Genomic DNA, 16,299 nt, shown 5'->3' with positions numbered 1-16,299 from the left:
CAAGTATCACAAGATACGAACTGGAAGAGGTAAGTATCAATGCGGACCGCGGCCGTGTCAGAACGCCAGCGGTCCCACCTCGTGCGCTCGGACCGCGGCTACCAAGCCTTCGTGCCGCCCCCTCTGCCACCGGACGTCGAGTTCGACCTCGGCCTGGCGAGCGCGCTTTCCGCCGCGGACCGGGCCGTCGGCGAACTGGCGGGCATCGGGCGCACGCTGCCCAGCGCGGCGTTCCTGGTCCACTCGATGGTGCGACGCGAGGCCGTGCTCTCCAGCCGGATCGAAGGCACGGAAGCGACCATGTCCGAACTCGTGCTGTTCGAACTGCAGCCGACCGCTTCGAAGCAAGGCTCCGACGTCGAGGAGGTGCTCAACTACGTGACCGCACTGGGACACGTACTCGCACCCGACCGCAGATTGCCGCTGAGCCTTCCCCTCCTTCACGAAGCCCATCAGGTTCTGCTCACCGGAGTCCGCGGCGGATACGCCACGCCGGGCGAGTTTCGCCGCTCTCAGAACTGGATCGGCCCTCCCGGCCGCGTTCTCGACACCGCGAGCTACGTTCCCCCGCCGCCGGAACTGCTCTGGGACTGCCTCGGCGCCTTCGAGAAGTACCTGCACGCGGAGCACGTCCTGCCACCGCTCATCACGATCGCCTGCCTGCACTACCAGTTCGAGGCGATCCACCCCTTCATCGACGGCAACGGCCGCGTCGGCAGGCTCCTGGTGACCTTGCTTCTCGTCGAATGGGGCCTCTTGCCCGCTCCGCTCCTGGACCTGTCCGCCTATCTGGAGCCACGGCGCGACGAGTACTACGCCCGGCTCCTGGCCGTCAGCACCAAGGGGGATTGGACCGGCTGGATCCGCTTCTTTCTTTCAGTGCTGGAAAACCAGGCGATCGACGCGCGCAACCGCGCCATCGCGCTGCACTCGCTCCGGCAGGAGTACCGGACAAGGGCGACCTCCGCCCGCACTTCGAGCCTGCTCCCGCAACTCGTCGACGCCCTGTTCGAGTCCCCCGCGATGACGATCAACCGGGCCGCGAAGGTCCTCGGAATCACCCATCGGGCCGCGACCCAGAACGTGCTCAAACTGGTCGACGCCGGGGTGCTGACGGAGATCCAGTCGCCAGGGCGAGTCCGGCTCTTCTTGGCCGAGGAGATCCTCAGGACCCTGGACGGCGACGGATCTTGATGTCGTCCATGCAGGTCGCCTTCCCCGCGACGTCGCGATACGGGTAACCCTTCGCGTCCAGCAGCTCCATGACCTTCAGCTCGGCCTCGTCGAGCACGTCGCGTTCCTCTTCGCCCCGCAGCGTGACGCGGAAGGTGAACGCGCCGAGGTGCGCGCTGTAGGTGAGCAGGCCGTCCTCGGTGAACCCGATCGCCTGGTGGTGACTCAGTCCGGCCACGAGCCGGGCGCGGGTGTCGGCGTCGGGATGGTCGAACTTGCCGTTGACGAGGACGCGGTAGGTCGGCATGCGTCCGAATATACAGATCTGCATCCGGATACGAACCCGAATATCCAATGGGTGCCCCTGATCCACGGTCGAGTGAAACGACCGTCACGCGCGCAACGGTCGAATCCGCCACGCAGATAGTGATCACAAAGGAAGAACGGCCGATCCGGCTCGCTCTCCATCACGTGAGGAGGAAGCCCATGCGCATCACCATCGCAAGCCGGGCCGGCCTGGTCGGCGCACTGCTGCTGGCGGGCCTCGGCGCCGGCGCGGCACCGGCCGCCGCGTCGAACCCGTCGGGCGTGGCCTCACTCGGCTCCGCCGCCTTCACGAAGGGCAGTTCGACGCCGATCTCGATCGCGTCGCTCGCCGACTGCGCGGTCGAGGGGCCGACGAGCAACTCGTCCGGGGCCGTGAGCAAGACCGGGATCACGTTCGGTGGCGGCACGTCGACGTGCACGACCACCGTCGTCGACCCCGCGAACGACGTGACCGCGACGTCTTCGGTCGCCGAAGGCAAGAACTTCGAACTGTCGGCACTCGTGTCCGCGGGCGGGCCGCGGATCAAGGTCAAGACCTACAAGGTCAGCTGTAACGCGACGCAGACCAGCACGAACGCGAGCTGGACCTACGGCGGCGCGACCGGGATCGGCACCTTGCCGTCGCCGGTGCCAGTGGGCTACGTCAAGCCGATCACCAAGTCCAACGGCACCCTGCTCGCCGAAGCGGTCTTCAACGAGCAGACCTTGCCGGGCGACGGCAGCATCGGGCTGACCATGCTGCGGATCAAGTTCGCCCCGGCCTCGAACATCACCGGCGAAGTGGTCATCGGGCGCACCGCCTGCTCCCCCACTCCGTAAGCCATCACGCCGGGAAGGGGGCGTCCGGGGCTTTGCCCGAGCGCCCTCTTTCCAATCTGGCTTATATAAGCTTGTGCTGATATCTTGGCCGCAACCGAGCCGAGGAGGGCACCGATGGTCGACGTGACCGGTCAGATCAACTCCGTCCAGCGCAAGCTGGGCAAGCGCGTGGTCGAAGCGGGCGAGGCGGTGACGGCCACCGTCAGCCAGGTCTACGACACCGGCATCGACGACCTCTGGAACGCCTGCACCGACCCCGAACGCATCCCGCGCTGGTTCCTGCCGGTCAGCGGCGACCTGCGCGCCGGCGGCAAGTACCAGCTCGAAGGCAACGCGGGTGGGACGGTCGAACGCTGCGATCCCCCGAAGAGCTTCGCCGCGACCTGGGAGTACGGCGGCGACGTCAGCTGGATCGAAGTCCGGCTGAGCCCGGTAGCCGACGGGCGCACGCGATTCGAACTCGACCACACCGCCATCCCCAACGAACACTGGAACCAGTTCGGACCGGGTGCCGTCGGCATCGGCTGGGACATGATGGTGAACGGGCTCGCGCTGCACCTCGAATCCGGTGAGGCCGCTGATCCCGAGGCCGCCATGGCCTGGATGACCAGCGAAGAGGGCGTGCGGTTCATGACCCTGAGCAACGAGGCCTGGTACGAAGCCGACGTCGCCCATGGAACCGACGCGGACACCGCCCGCAGGCGGGCCGACGCCACCTTGGCCGCCTACACCGCGCCGCCGGAGAGCTGAAGATCTTCGGCGAGTTCCGGGGTGCGAAGCAGCTCGATGAGCTCGTCGTCCGCCCGGAACACGGCGCGGGCTCCCGGCATTCCAGCCTGCCGGAGCATCGCGTGGAGGACGTCGGCGTGCGGCTGGTCGAGCAGGGTCCAGGCCATCGCGCGCCGCTTCGCGTCGTCCCCCAGTTCACGCGCGGTCCACCAGCCCATGACGAGCGCGCTCACCTGGTTGACCGCCGTTTCCCGTCCCCGCGCCAGTTGCGCTCGGTTCAGCCCGCATACCTTGATCGTCTGCTCGCCTTTCGCGGTCAGCGCGCGATAGGTACCGATCGACAGCACCAGGAACAGGTGATCCAGCGGGTCTTCGGCGGTCGGATCTATCAGCAGGCTTTCGCCGTCGCCGTCCACCGGGAACAGGTCGCGTTTGTGGTGGCTGTTGCAGTACTCGCACGCGAGCACGTGGTTGAGCCAGTCGAAAGCGCGCCCCGGATTCCGCGCGATCGGCTCGAAATGGTCCACAGTGGACCCGAGGCCGTCGCCGCAGTACATGCAGTAGCCGCGGCCGGCGGCCATGACATCCAGGCCGGCCCGCAAAGAACGCCGTACGGCACGGGAAACGCGCCAAAGGCGGCGTGCTTCTTTGCTGTCACCGGAAGGGATCCGCGCGGTCAGGTCTTCGAGATCGGCCACCACCCGCCCCGGCAGCTCGACCCGGCGGATCCCGATCACCGATCGTCGGCCTCGAACCGCCTGGCCACCTCGTCCACCCGGCTCGGCGGGGAGCTGCTCAGCCTGTCCCGGAGACGTTCCCATTCGCGGACGCCTTTCGCGTCCGCGCGCCCGGAAGCCACCTGGAACTCGAGTTCGGCGAGGTGTTCCCGCAGTTCGACCGCCTGCGGCGAATAGGGCGTGTCCAGGCCGAAAAGGTCCGACAGCACGGCGTCGTCCCCGCTGCCGAACACGACCCGCTCGTACAACTCCTCGGAGACCACACGCGGCGGGACCTGCTCGGCAGGCCCGGAAAGCCGGATGAGCCCGCCGGGGTCGGCGGCCTGGCAGACGTAGGGGCTGTGCGTGGTGACGATGAACTGGATGCGCGGGAAGTGCGCCTTGAACCACGGCCCCATGCGTTTCTGCCATGACACGTGGAGATGCGCGTCCACCTCGTCGATGATCACGACACCGGGACTCTCGTGATCGAGACCCGCGACGTCGAGTTGCTTGAGCAGGTCGACCACGAGCGCGGTCACCGTGCGGTAGCCGTCGCTCATCTCGCGCAAGGGGAACCTGTCGCCGCGGTACTCGACCCAGAGCCCGTCCGAATCGACGTCCCGGATCCGGTAACCGCCGGGCAGGAGACCGTCGCCGAGGATCTCCAGCGCCGTGTCCTTCAGCTCTCGAGCGCCCGCTTTTCCTTCCAGCGCACGAAGATGCTGGTTGATCAGCCACGTGACGCCCTCGGCGAGCGAGGCGTCTTCGTGGAACAAGCTGGCCATCCGCGCCAGCGATCCCGCGCCACGCATCCACGACTCGGCCTCGCCGCTGCCGCCCGCGAGCCGCCGGAAAGGCCCGTACGCCGCGCAGAACGGCTGACCCGGCGGGAGTCCGGAGATCGGCAGCAGACCGGAGTCGAGCCAACGGACCTCGACCGGCGCCGGGCCCTCCTCGCGCATCACCGACAGTTCGATCGACCCGGAGGTCTGGTCCATCGAGATCCAGCTGCCGGCGTCCGACAGCAGCCCCCAGGCGACGTCCGGCGCCGCCGCGACCGCGATGGCGCGCAGCAGCGAGGTCTTGCCCGAACCGTTGCGCCCGGCGAGCACCACCCAGCCGGGACCGGGCAACCGCAGGTCGACGGCGCGGGCACCGCTGAAGCCGCGGATGTTCTCCAGCCGGACCCGCTCGATATACATGCAGGAAGCTTACGACGGCACGGACGTCACCTCGCCACCCGAAAGTGGGTCGCCATCACGAGTTCCATCACAGCGTGTGCCTTGGCGACGTCCACGGCCGAAACGACCTTCGAGCGGTCCCAGTCGTCGATCCCCCGCTCCCGTTCGGGCGTGATCTTCAGCCGGACATGCCCTACTTTGTCGAGGTCGCCGAGCGGCGAGACGTAGAGGGAGAACTCGCTGTCGTCCGTCGAGCGGAACGTGACTCCCGGGTTGCCGCTGAACGAAGTCTGGTGGTGGTCCTTGTAGGTCTTGTTCGGATCCGCGAGCCACTCTCCTGGAGCGCCTCCGTTCGCGGTGACCCCGGCCTCGATCTGCAGTCGATGCTTCGGCTCGACGAAGTAGCAGGAACCCGGCGTGGCGATCGGCTCGAAATCCTGGCCGAAGGTCTTCTTGACCGCGTCGCGGAACACCGCGCATTCGACGTTCGGATCGGCGGCACCGGCGTCGAGGGTCAGCTCGGCCCCCGTGGGCACCTGCACGTCGACGGCCGGATCGCAGGTCTCGCCTTTGCTGGTGGAGACCCAATCTGCGCAGGCCCCGACGCGGGCGCTGTCCTGACCGTCCGGCGGGTAGACGAGGTCGCGGGGAAGCTTCGCGGCCCCTGCGGTAGCGAAGTCGCGTAGGAGTTCGCACTCCTTGCCGCGACTGGCGCTGCCGATCTCGAACCCGATGGCGCGCTGGAAACTGACCGGAACGGTGATCTCGCACCCACTGATCCCGCCCTCGCGGTGCGTTTCGACCTGGTAGGCCTTCACCCCGCCCAGATCGATGACGGCTCCGTCGACCAGCCGGAGAACCAGGTGACTCGGGTCCACGTCCCCGACGTTGATGATGTCGTAGCCGCCACGGAACAACGTGCACCGCTTCCTACCGTCTTTCACCGCTGTTTTCCGCTCGACCGGGCGGGTGTCACCTCCCCGCCTGCGCTCGTAGGCGGCCTGGTCGATCAGTGGACAGAAATCGAGGGCGGCCAGCGCGGCATCAACGGCCTGTTCATCACGATCAGCCGGGCGCGGTTGTTTCGGGTCCCATTTCGAAAACTGCGGTCGCAGTGGGGGCATATCCACGGAATTCGTACAAGCCGCCAGCAGACTGACCAGTACCGCGCCGAGAATCACTCTTCGGAACTTAATTACGCAGAGTATGCAAATCACGCACCGCGCCTACCAGGTGGAACCCGGTTTTCCACGACACGTTCACCTGAACGATTTTCACTGATAGTCACCAAGTTCGCTGCCCCTATTCAGCGACGACCGGAACTTTATGCAGGCCGGTTCGTCGCCACGGGAACCCTGGTAATCTTCCCGGCGTCGGATTACACAGGGTGCATCGGGGAGACGCGCCTTGTAGCCACGGGAGGGGCACATGACGACGGTGACTTCGGGGCGGCTTCGGCCATTCAGCGGGGATCGGTTCGAGGCGGCAGGGGTGCATAGCCGTGCCTGACCAGCCACCTGTCTACACGCCCGGCTTCAACCCTGGCTCGGTCTGCAAAGCCCCACCGACCGGCGGCAGCTACGGCACGCCAGTTGCCGAAGGGGCGGGGTTCAAGTACGACGAGGCGACCCTTCACGAACTGGCGGCAGAGTGGTCTGACTTAGCCCAGGAGTTCAAGGACGACCTCGATGCAGCCGGCAAGATAGCCCGGGCCCTGCCACCAGGACTGGAGTACGCCAGCGGCAACAACGCTGACGTCACCCAGCGGTCTGGCAAAGCACTCATGGAAGCCCTAACGCAGCGCGTCAACTACTGCCAAACCATGGCCAAGAAGTACCTGACCGCCCTCGGCAAGTATGCCGCTGCGGAAGACCACGCCACCTCAGTCATCAATCAACAGCCGAAGGGCATCGCCTGATGCGACGTACCGTCCTTGTCCTCAGTGCGGCCGCCCTTGCCCTCACCGCATGCTCCACACCCACCACCAACGGCACCTCCACGCCCACCAGCGGCGGAACGAACCCGAGCCCGTCGAAATCGACCAGCCCTGCTCCCGAGGTACCGAAGGTCAACAAACCGATCGACCTGGCACAGATCAAGCAGGCCCCGTGCAACGCCTTGACTGAAGCACAGGCAAAAGAGCTCCTCGGTCCTACCACCGAAACTGCTGGACAGCCGGACGGTGCGGCAGGGCCCGCCTGCAGGTGGTCCGTCCCCTCTACCACTCGTCCGCGAGTCAACGTGATCTTCAGCAAGACTCCAGATGGAGGCACGGCGAGTGTCTACAAAGCGAAGGGCGGCGCTTACGAGTTCGTTGAACCGCTCGAGCCGATCGACGGATACCCGCTGACCGCCTACGGCGCGAAAGACGAACGCCCCTCAGGAAAGTGCTCGGTCGCGCTCGGAGCCAGCGATACCGAAACCATCGACATCGCGCTGGAGCTATCCGAGGCCAATATCGGCAAGAAAGAGCCGTGCGCTATCGCACGCGAAGCAGCGATCAGGGTCCTCGCCACAGTCCGAGGGGGCAACTGATGGCTACTGAAGGACCGCTCACCGCCGCCCAGATCTACGAACAGATCACTGGCGGTAAAGGCACCGGCTCTCTATCCGATGCCCAACAAAGCGGGTTCAACTTGACCCAGCGACACCACGAACGGGCACAAAGGCTCACCGCGCTCACCCAGAAGACCATGGCCGGCTGGCAAGGCGGCGCCAGCGACGCGGCTGCCGACGCGACGAAGCCCGTCATTGAGGCCGCGTACGACGACGCGATGCATCTGGCGCGGGCTCAAACGGCGATGAGTGCCCAGATGGGCGCGTTCGGGTCGGCGAAGAACTCGGTCAAGCCGGTGCCGCCCGAACAGCCCGCCCCGACGGCCGAGGACGTCAAGGCCCTCATGGGCGGCGGCGGCCAGTTCGGGTACTGGGACAGGGTCAAGGGCTACCAGGCCGACAGCCAGCACAACATCGATACTTTCGCGACCTACCACTCGGCCAGCACGTCCAACGGCGACGAGCTGCCCGCCCAGTACGCGCAGCTCACCGACCCTGGCGGCAGTGTCGCCCTGGACGAAGGCGGCTCCGGGAAGCCGACGGCGAAGGGATTCGGCGACGGTTCCGACAGGCACGATCCCGGAATCGGCGAGCCCTACCGCGGACCGAGCGGACCGAGCGGACCGGGCACCGGCACGCCTGGGCCGGGTCAGGGCGGCCCCGTCGAGAGCGGCGGCCCGCAGCCCGGGCAAGGCCCCCAGCCGGGTCAGCACCTGCCGGGTCAGCAGCCGGGCACCCATCAGCAGCAGCCCGACGACGGGACCCGCGCGAATTCGTACACGCCGCCTCAGACCACACCGGTCGTGCCGCCGGCGGCGAATCTCGACTTCGGGCCGAACGGCAGGCCGCCCACCTCCTACAACCCGCCCGGCACGTTCCCGCCCGGATACGGCCCATTCGGTCCGGGAACCGGAGGACCGGGAACCGGAGGACCAGGGACCGGCGTGCCGGGAACGGGAACTGGTGGCAAGACACCGGCGGTGTCCGGCGGCGGCTTCCGGGGCGGAGTCCCGGGTGGTCCCGGCGGGCAGCCTGGCATGGGTGGCCGGAGCGGCGCCGGGATGCCGGGCGAGGGCGCCGGCGGCCGTGGCACGGCGGGTTCCGCGGGAGCCGCCGGTCGTGGCGGCACGAACGGGATGCCGATGGGGGCGGGCGCGGGTCGCGGCGGGAAAGGCGAGGAGGACAAGGAGAAGAAGGCTCCGGCTTACCTCCAGAACCCGGATCCGGACGAGACCTTCGGCGGCTACATCGAAAAGCCGACGCCGCCGGTGATCGGCGAGAAGAAGAATTAGCACCACAGTCCCAGGGGAGGGTGACACGTGGTGCTCGCGCGCCCTGTCGAGATCACGCTCGACACTTTGTTGACCGCGTTCCGTCACGCCGGTTGCGGAGATCCGCATCTGGTCTTCGCGGGCGGGCTGCGTTATGTCCCGCCGTCGTCGCGAAACGGCGAAGACCGGGCCGCGTTCGAGGAGCTCGGCGGGCTCGGGTTCACCGAGGGCAGGCGGCTGACCAGCGACTTCGAGGACGTCCTGCACATCCTCGACCGACCGAACACCGAGTACTACGCGACGGTGCGGACGGAGGCGGAGCAGTACAGCGTGCTCGTGGCCGTGCGCGGGCGGGCGGCGGTCACCGCGATCTGCGAAGGCGGCCGAGTGTGGCTGAAAGGCGTGCGGACCGCCGATCGCGCGGCGGCGCTCGTGATGAACCTGCCCGAGTATCCGCCGGCGCGGTTCGCGCCGTTTTCCTTGCCCCAGGACGATTTCAAGCTCACGACCGGAAGCGAGCTCTACGACGAACCCGAGTCGCGAAGCCGCGAAGCGCGGCGGCTGGACGTGATCTTCGAGCAGCCGTACTTCGGCGTCGGGTTCTTCGCCGCGGCCAAGCGTCCTGACGGAGGCAGACGCACCGAGGCCGTCGACGGCCTGACGTACCTGGACCTCGACGCCGGACGAGTGGCCATGCACGTGACCGGTTCGCCCCGGAACCGATACATCACCGTCCTGCCCGGTGAACCCGTTCTACTGGCCCAAAAAGTCGCCGCGCTGCGGGCAGGCCTCGATCACTGACTCGATCAGCCGCACCGACCGCCCGGGATCCAGCGCTACCGCGTCCACGGTGGACTGAAGATACGGCTCGACGTCGTCGGGCCGGTGCAGGAACAGCCCGGATCGCCGATGTTCGGCGTACACCAGCTGCCGACCGTCGCCGAATTCCAGCAAAACGTAGGCGCCGCCGGGATGTGCTCCGGCCACGAAGGGGATGACCCGCAGTTCGACGGCAGGTCGCTCGGCGAGTGTTACCAGGTACCGGAGCTGGTTCGCCATCACCCGGGGCCCACCGACCTGACGGCGCAGCGCCCCTTCGTCGATATACGCGACGAACTTCTTGTGCCCCAGCATCTTCTGTCGTTCCCGCCGCGCTTCGATCGTCGCGACGGGGAGGTCCGCGGCCCTTGCGTAGGACGGGGTTTGCAGCAGGCCCGGCAGGAGCACGGTTCCGAACTCGACGATCTTGGTGGCCTCCTTTTCGTACAGTGCGAGGGTTTTCCGCTGAAGGGACACGTCGGCGAACCACCAAGCCCCGCTGTCGCGAGACAGTGAGAGCAGCGCGTCCCGCCGCTCCCCGGTCACCCGATAGACCGCGAGCAGCGCCGACACCTCTTCGGCGGACGCCGGACGCGCGCCGGTTTCGATCCGGCTGATCGTCGGCTGGGACCAAGCCAGCTTGTCCGCCACTTCGGTCGCCGCGAGTCCGGCGGCCCTCCGCGCGTCTCGAAGTCCTTCGGCCAGCGCCCTCGCCTGAGGTGTGGGCTTCGGTTTCGGCATCGCCAGCAACCTGCCCGATGCGCTCTGGCAAGTCATTCCCCGATGGCGGCGACTTCGCGGATGGCGGCCGAAATGCTGGGAAAGTCCTTCTTCAGTAGCGCGCCGTGGTTGCTGTCGACCTTCGCGCTCACCTTGACGTTCGGGTTGCGGCCGGTCACCGCGTCGAGGCCGGCGCGGATCTGTTCCTGCTCGTCGCCCTTGCTGCCGAAGGAGGTTCCCGAGGCGATCACGTATCGCGTCGGCACGGTGATGCCGTCGAGCACCGGGCCCAGCTCGGCCTCCCGGGAGAGCTTGCCGAGTTCGATGTTGCTCTCCGCCTGCTGCGCGGCGGTCATGCGCGGCGTCAGGCCGGTCGGGCGCAGCAGCGGCAAGACCAGGCTCAGGCGCTTGAACAGCTTCCGGATCCGCGCCTCCATGGCGTCGTCGAGCCAGTCGTACGGGAAGGCGCCGTCGACCAGGACCGCGCCCAGCGTGCGCTCCGGATTGCGGGCGGCCCAGTGCGCCGCGACGACCGCGCCGTAGGACCAGCCCACCACGACAGCCCGCTCCACTCCCCTGGCCGCGAGAACGGCGTCGACGTCGCGGACGGCGGCTTCGAAGGAGTAGTCGGCCGAACGCCCGGACTTGCCGCGCGCCCGCTCGTCGTAGGTGATGTGGCGGAACTCCGTTCCCAGGTCGGCGAGGATCCGCCGCCAGTAGCCCTGGGTCGCGAACTGGCCGTTGAGGTAGACGACCGGGATGCCGGGGCCGCCGGTGTCGGTGACGGCCAGCTGGGTGTCTTCGACCGGGAGCATCCCGGTCCAGGCGGCGGTGGAGGTGGTCGAGGCGGTGCTGTTCTTGGTCATGAGGGAACTATCGCGGGCCGGTCTGTCACCAGCCTGACGTCGCTCTGACACGAAAAGGCCCCCTCACGACAGCGAGGGGGCCTTTCGCGACAGAAGGACTACTTGAGGGCGAAACCGCCGGAGCCCGCCCAGTCGAGGGCGAACGCCGGGATCAGGCCGAGCACCAGCGTGACGATGACGCCGAGCGTGATCGCCGTCGTGGTGAACGCGCCGGGCACGGTGACGGTCGGGCCGTCGGGTGCAGGCTCGGAGAAGTACATCAGCACGATCACCCGCAGGTAGAAGAACGCGGCGACGGCGCTGAAGATCAGCGCGATGACGACCAGCGGCGCCATCCCGTCGGACAGGGCCGCCGAGAACACCACGAACTTGCCGACGAAACCACTGGTCAGCGGGATACCGGCCAGCGCGAGCAGCAGGAAGGTGAACACCCCCGCCAGCACCGGAGACCGCTTCGCCAGCCCCGCCCAGGCGGACAGGTGCGTCGCCTCACCGTTCGAGTCCCGCACCAGCGAGACGACACCGAACGCGGCGAGCGTGGTGAAACCGTAGGCCAGCAGGTAGAACAGCGTGCTCGACAGGCCTTCCTCGGTCATCGTGATCGCGCCGATGAGCAGGAATCCGGCGTGCGCGATGGACGAGTAGGCGATCATGCGCTTCACGTCGGTCTGGGTCAGGCCCAGCACCGCGCCGATCAGCATCGAGAGGATCGCGACGCCCCAGAGGACACCGCGCCATTCCCAGCTGGTCGATTCGAACGCCACCGAGAACACCCGCAGGATCCCGCCGAACGCGGCGACCTTGGTGCAGGCGCCCATGAACGCGGTGACCGGGGTCGGAGCGCCCTGGTAGACGTCCGGGGTCCAGGTGTGGAACGGGCCGACCGAACCCTTGAACAGCAGACCGACCGCGAGCAGGCCGAGCCCGGCGAACAGCAGCGTGTCCGACCGGTCCGAACCGGCGGCGGCGTTGGCGATGTCCGAAAGCTTCACGGAGTTCGCGTAGCCGTAGAGCAGCGCGAGACCGTAGAGGAAGAACGCCGACGAGAACGCGCCGAGCAGGAAGTACTTGACCGCAGATTCCTGCGAGAGCAGGCGGCGACGGCGGGCGAGACCGCACATCAGGTACAGCGGCAGGCTCAGCACTTCGAGCGCGATGAACATGGTCAGCAGGTCGTTGGCCGCGACGAACGCCATCATGCCGCCGAGCGCGAACAGCGTCAGCGGGAAGACCTCGGTCTGCATGCCGGTGGTGCCGACCTGCGCGCGGTCCTGGACCGTGCCGGGGCGGATACCGGCCTGCGCGACGAACGCGCCGCCCGGCTCGACCGAGCGGTCCGCGATCAGCAGCAGCGCACCCAGCGCCAGCGCCAGCAGGGTGCCCCACAGGAACAGCGACGGCCGGTCGACGGCGATGGCGCCGCTGAAGGTCGTGACACCGCCCTTCGGCGCGGACGAACTGGCGTACCAGACCAGGAAGACGCCTGCCGCCCCGATCCCGACCAGGGACAGGAAGACCTGCGAAGGCCACCGCATGTGCTTGGGCAGGAAGGCTTCGAGCAGCACGCTGACACACGCGGCCCCGAGGATGATCAGGATCGGCGTGACGGCGAAGTAGTCGATAGACGGCACCTGCACCGGTGGCGCCTGAGTCAAGAAGAGCACGGTTTACTTGCCTCCCTGCACGGCAGACATGGTCTGCTGCACCGACGGGGTGATCGTGTCGAGCACCGGCTTGGGGTAGAACCCGAGCGCGATGATCAGCACCACCATCGGCGCCAGGATCGCGATCTCCCTGCCGCCGAGGTCCTTGATTGCTTTGGTCGCCCCGAGTTCGGGTGCGATGGCCGTGCCGGGCCCACCGCCGGCGCCGATCAGGGCGTCACCGCGGACGGGTCCCTGCATGACGCGCTGGTAGAGCCAGAGCACGTACGCCGCGGCCAGCACCATGCCGACCGTCGCGATGATCGTGTACACCGGGTAGTCCACAAAGGACCCCAGCAGCACCAGGAACTCACTGATGAAGGAGTTCGTGCCGGGCAGGGACAACGTGGACAGACCGGCGATGAGCAGCATGCCGCCGAGCAGCGGGGTCACCTTCGCCATGCCGCCGTAGTCGGAGATCCTGGTGGATCCGCCGCGCATCACGATCAGGCCGACCACCACGATCAGCATGCCGGTGGCGAGGCTGTGGTTCAGCATGTACGACACCGAGCCGACCATGGCCTGCTCGTTGAAGCTGAAGATGCCGAGCGCGATGAACCCGAAGTGGGCGATCGACACGTAGGCGATGAACCGCTTCATGTCGCGCTGCCCGGCCGCGAGGATCGACCCGTAGAGGACACCCGCGACGGCGAGCACCAGCACCCACGGCGCGAGTTCCTTGCTGGCGTCGGGGAACATCGGGAGGCAGTAGCGCAGGAACCCGAACGTGCCGACCTTGTCCAGCACACCGACCAGCAGGACCGCGACGCCGATGGGCGCCTGGCCCGCGGCGTCCGGCAGCCAGGTGTGGAACGGCACCAAAGGGGCCTTGATCGCGAACGCGAGGAAGAACCCGAGGAACAGCCAGATCTGGGTGCCTGTCGGGGCGTCGCGGACGACGGTGACGAGCGTGGCCCAGTCGAAGGTGCCCTTGCCGAGCTTGTCCGAAGCCAGCGAGTACGCCCCGATCGCCGAGGCCAGCATGATCAGGCCGCCGAGGAACGAGTACAGGAAGAACTTGACCGCCGCGTACTGCCGGTTCGCGCCGCCGTAGCCGCCGATCAGGAAGTACATCGGGATCAGCATGATCTCGAACAGCACGTAGAACAGGAAGACGTCGGTCGCGGCGAACACCGCGATGGTCAGCGCCTCCTGCACCAGGATCAGCGAGAGGAACCCGCCCGCCGAACGCCCGGCCGGGAGCTTGTCGGTCAGGCCCAGCGCGCCGACCACGATCGGGACGAGCAGGCCGATGACCGCGATCATCACCAGCGCGATGCCGTCGATGCCGAACGAGATGTGGATGCCGAAGTTCGGGATCCAGTCCATCGACGTCGTCTGCTGGATCCGGTCCCCGGTGGGCGTGTAGCTCGCCCACATCGGGATCACCAGCAGGAACGTCAGGAGGGACACCACGAGCGCGGTGAGCGTCGCCAGGCGGTCGTTTTTCTTCATCCCGGCGACGACCGCCGCACCGAGCAGCGGCAGCAGGATGGATGCGAGAACCCAGGTCATCAGGAGAACCTCACCAGCAGGAGTGCCGCCAGAAGCAGGAATGTGCCGCCCAGCATGGAAAGTGCGTACGAGCGGACGAAGCCGGTCTGCAGGCGGCGCAGGCGTCCGGATCCGCCGCCGAGCGCGGCGGCGAGGCCGTTGACGGCGCCGTCGACCCCGCGGTTGTCCACGTAGACCAGCGCGCGAGCGAGCCAGGTACCCGGACGGCCGACCAACGTCTCGTTCAGGGTGTTGCCGTAGAGGTCGTTGCGCGCGGCCTTGACCACGACCGAGACCCGCTCGGGCCGTTCCACCGGAACTTCCTTACGACCGACGAAGAGCCACGCCGCGAGCGCGCCCACCACGGACAGCGCCACGGTGAGGAACGGGACCAGCAGATGCGGGATGACACTGTGGCCACCCTCCTCCAGCGGACCGACCACCGGCGAAAGCCATTCGGCGAACCGGTCGCCCAGTGCGAAGAACGCACCGGCGCCGATCGAGCCGATCGCCAGGATGATCATCGGCCACTTCATCACCGCGGGAGACTCGTGAGGGTGGAAGTCGCGGCCGTCGCTGGACTTGATCTCCTTCCAGCGTTCCTTGCCGAAGAAGGTCATCACCATCAGGCGCGTCATGTAGAACGCGGTGAGCCCGGCGCCGAGCAGTGCCGCGCCGCCCATCACCCAGCCGCGCCAGCCGCCCTGGCTCAGCGCCGCTTCGATGATCGCGTCCTTGGTGAAGAAGCCGGAAAGCGGCGGGATGCCGATCAGCGCGAGGTAGCCGAGCGCGAAGGTCCAGAAGGTGACCGGCAGGTGCTTGCGCAGCCCGCCGAACTTCCGCATGTCGACCTCGTCGTTCATGGCGTGCATGACCGAACCGGCCCCGAGGAACAGCCCTGCCTTGAAGAAACCGTGCGCCACCAGGTGCATGATGCCGAGCGCGTAGGCGATCGGCCCGAGGCCGACGGCGAGCATCATGTAGCCGATCTGGCTGACCGTGGAGTACGCCAGGACCTTCTTGATGTCGTCGTAGGCGCAGCCGATGATGCACCCGATCAGGAGCGTGACCGTGCCGACGAGGGTGACGATCAGGCGGCCGTCCGGGGTGGCGTTGAAGATCTCGTGCGCGCGGGCGACCAGGTAGACGCCGGCGGTGACCATCGTCGCGGCGTGGATGAGGGCCGAGACCGGGGTCGGGCCCTCCATCGCGTCCGGAAGCCAGGCCTGCAGCGGGAACTGACCGGATTTACCGCAGGCGCCCAGCAGCAGCAGGATCGCGATGGCGGTGATCGCGCCGGTGGGGATCTTGTCGATCGCGCCGAAGACCTCGGCGTAGCCGGTGCTCCCGACGTACTTGAACATCAGGAAGATCGCCAGCGCGAGCCCGACGTCACCGACGCGGTTCATCAGGAACGCCTTCTTCGCCGCGGTGGCCGCGGACGGGCGGTCCTGGTACCAGCCGATGAGCAGGTACGACGCGAGACCCACGCCTTCCCAGCCGAGGTACAGCGTCACGAAGCTGTTGCCCAGCACCAGGATCAGCATCGAGGCGACGAACAGGTTGAGGTAGGCGAAGAACCTCGAACGGTCGCGGTCCTCGGCCATGTAGCCGATCGAGTAGAAGTGGATCAGCATGCCGACGCCGGTGATCAGCAGCACGAACGTCAGCGACAGCGCGTCGATCCGGAGTCCGAAGTCGACCTGCAGCGCCGAGACCGGGATCCACGAGAACAGTTTGACGTCCGCGATGCTCTTCGTGTCGGCCGTGAAGAAGAGGATCAGGCCGTACACAAAGGACAGTGAGACGGTCGCACTGCCGAGGAGGTGTCCCCAGCCCCTGGCTCGTTTACCCGCCAGCAAAAGAATAAGGGCGCCGAGAGCCGGGAAGGCCACCAGCAGCCACGATGATGCGGTCACTCT

General features: G+C 67.4%; 16 protein-coding genes. 7 read left to right on the top strand and 9 right to left on the bottom strand.

Annotated elements, in window-relative coordinates; all coding sequences use genetic code 11:
• Window positions 1-111: 111 nt before the first annotated feature.
• Entirely contained in the window at window positions 112-1,194 is a 1,083-nt protein-coding gene (locus tag ACFOSH_RS10105) for a Fic family protein (RefSeq protein WP_378238471.1), read from the top strand.
• On the opposite strand, the gene ACFOSH_RS10100 is transcribed toward ACFOSH_RS10105, so the two are convergent.
• The gene (locus tag ACFOSH_RS10100; protein WP_378238470.1) at window positions 1,166-1,480 is read right to left on the bottom strand and encodes a DUF6204 family protein; all 315 of its coding nucleotides are present in this window, start codon (window positions 1,478-1,480) and stop codon (window positions 1,166-1,168) included. The genes ACFOSH_RS10105 and ACFOSH_RS10100 overlap by 29 nt on opposite strands.
• Before the next feature lie 179 nt (window positions 1,481-1,659).
• Here ACFOSH_RS10100 and ACFOSH_RS10095 point away from each other — a divergent pair, with 179 nt between their 5' ends.
• Complete coding sequence (locus tag ACFOSH_RS10095; RefSeq protein ID WP_378238469.1) at window positions 1,660-2,319, top strand: hypothetical protein; 660 nt, start codon at window positions 1,660-1,662, stop codon at window positions 2,317-2,319.
• A 114-nt stretch (window positions 2,320-2,433) separates the two neighbouring features.
• Window positions 2,434-3,069: an SRPBCC family protein gene (locus ACFOSH_RS10090; protein ID WP_378238468.1), complete on the top strand. Its 636-nt coding sequence runs from the start codon at window positions 2,434-2,436 to the stop codon at window positions 3,067-3,069.
• On the opposite strand, the gene ACFOSH_RS10085 is transcribed toward ACFOSH_RS10090, so the two are convergent.
• From ACFOSH_RS10085 to ACFOSH_RS10075, 3 genes are read right to left on the bottom strand one after another with little or no spacing between them, the layout of a single operon-like run.
• Window positions 3,045-3,785: an HNH endonuclease gene (locus ACFOSH_RS10085; RefSeq protein ID WP_378238467.1), complete on the bottom strand. Its 741-nt coding sequence runs from the start codon at window positions 3,783-3,785 to the stop codon at window positions 3,045-3,047. The genes ACFOSH_RS10090 and ACFOSH_RS10085 overlap by 25 nt on opposite strands.
• On the bottom strand, window positions 3,782-4,969 hold the full coding sequence (locus ACFOSH_RS10080; protein ID WP_378238466.1) for an AAA family ATPase: 1,188 nt from the start codon (window positions 4,967-4,969) through the stop codon (window positions 3,782-3,784). Before ACFOSH_RS10080 ends, ACFOSH_RS10085 begins: the two co-directional genes overlap by 4 nt.
• Before the next feature lie 26 nt (window positions 4,970-4,995).
• Window positions 4,996-6,165 (bottom strand): hypothetical protein, encoded by a 1,170-nt coding sequence (locus ACFOSH_RS10075; protein ID WP_378238465.1) that lies wholly within the window; start codon window positions 6,163-6,165, stop codon window positions 4,996-4,998.
• 284 nt (window positions 6,166-6,449) lie between these two features.
• Between ACFOSH_RS10075 and ACFOSH_RS10070 the strand changes: the two genes are divergently transcribed.
• Genes ACFOSH_RS10070 through ACFOSH_RS10055 form a run of 4 tightly spaced genes read left to right on the top strand, consistent with a single transcriptional unit; the run spans window position 6,450 to window position 9,576 of the window.
• Window positions 6,450-6,866 carry a hypothetical protein gene (locus tag ACFOSH_RS10070; protein ID WP_378238464.1) on the top strand — a complete coding sequence of 139 codons (417 nt, stop codon included), beginning with the start codon at window positions 6,450-6,452 and terminating at the stop codon, window positions 6,864-6,866.
• The gene (locus tag ACFOSH_RS10065; RefSeq protein WP_378238463.1) at window positions 6,866-7,483 is read left to right on the top strand and encodes a DUF3558 domain-containing protein; all 618 of its coding nucleotides are present in this window, start codon (window positions 6,866-6,868) and stop codon (window positions 7,481-7,483) included. The genes ACFOSH_RS10070 and ACFOSH_RS10065 overlap by 1 nt, the downstream gene beginning before the upstream one ends.
• Window positions 7,483-8,796, top strand: a complete 1,314-nt coding sequence (locus tag ACFOSH_RS10060) for a PPE domain-containing protein (RefSeq protein WP_378238462.1) — start codon at window positions 7,483-7,485, stop codon at window positions 8,794-8,796. The genes ACFOSH_RS10065 and ACFOSH_RS10060 overlap by 1 nt, the downstream gene beginning before the upstream one ends.
• A 27-nt stretch (window positions 8,797-8,823) precedes the next feature.
• On the top strand, window positions 8,824-9,576 hold the full coding sequence (locus tag ACFOSH_RS10055; RefSeq protein ID WP_378238461.1) for an ESX secretion-associated protein EspG: 753 nt from the start codon (window positions 8,824-8,826) through the stop codon (window positions 9,574-9,576).
• Here ACFOSH_RS10055 and ACFOSH_RS10050 read toward each other — a convergent pair.
• The 5 genes from ACFOSH_RS10050 to nuoL all read right to left on the bottom strand — a co-directional run bounded on the left by ACFOSH_RS10050 (window position 9,529) and on the right by nuoL (window position 16,296).
• Window positions 9,529-10,335: a helix-turn-helix domain-containing protein gene (locus ACFOSH_RS10050; protein WP_378238460.1), complete on the bottom strand. Its 807-nt coding sequence runs from the start codon at window positions 10,333-10,335 to the stop codon at window positions 9,529-9,531. The two genes, ACFOSH_RS10055 and ACFOSH_RS10050, sit on opposite strands and share 48 nt — an antisense overlap.
• A 32-nt stretch (window positions 10,336-10,367) precedes the next feature.
• Window positions 10,368-11,180: an alpha/beta fold hydrolase gene (locus tag ACFOSH_RS10045; RefSeq protein ID WP_378238459.1), complete on the bottom strand. Its 813-nt coding sequence runs from the start codon at window positions 11,178-11,180 to the stop codon at window positions 10,368-10,370.
• Window positions 11,181-11,278: 98 nt separating this feature from the next.
• Window positions 11,279-12,844, bottom strand: coding sequence for an NADH-quinone oxidoreductase subunit NuoN (nuoN, locus tag ACFOSH_RS10040; RefSeq protein ID WP_378238458.1), 1,566 nt, complete (start codon window positions 12,842-12,844; stop codon window positions 11,279-11,281).
• Window positions 12,845-12,847: 3 nt separating this feature from the next.
• Complete coding sequence (locus ACFOSH_RS10035) at window positions 12,848-14,398, bottom strand: NADH-quinone oxidoreductase subunit M (protein ID WP_378238457.1); 1,551 nt, start codon at window positions 14,396-14,398, stop codon at window positions 12,848-12,850.
• Entirely contained in the window at window positions 14,398-16,296 is a 1,899-nt protein-coding gene (gene nuoL / locus ACFOSH_RS10030) for an NADH-quinone oxidoreductase subunit L (RefSeq protein ID WP_378238455.1), read from the bottom strand. The genes ACFOSH_RS10035 and nuoL overlap by 1 nt, the downstream gene beginning before the upstream one ends.
• Window positions 16,297-16,299: the final 3 nt, after the last annotated feature.

Source organism: Amycolatopsis speibonae (assembly GCF_042647925.1).
Classification (GTDB): domain Bacteria; phylum Actinomycetota; class Actinomycetes; order Mycobacteriales; family Pseudonocardiaceae; genus Amycolatopsis; species Amycolatopsis speibonae.
The sequence above is the reverse complement of the archived record's forward strand: the minus strand, read 5'-3'. Positions and strand labels throughout refer to the sequence as shown.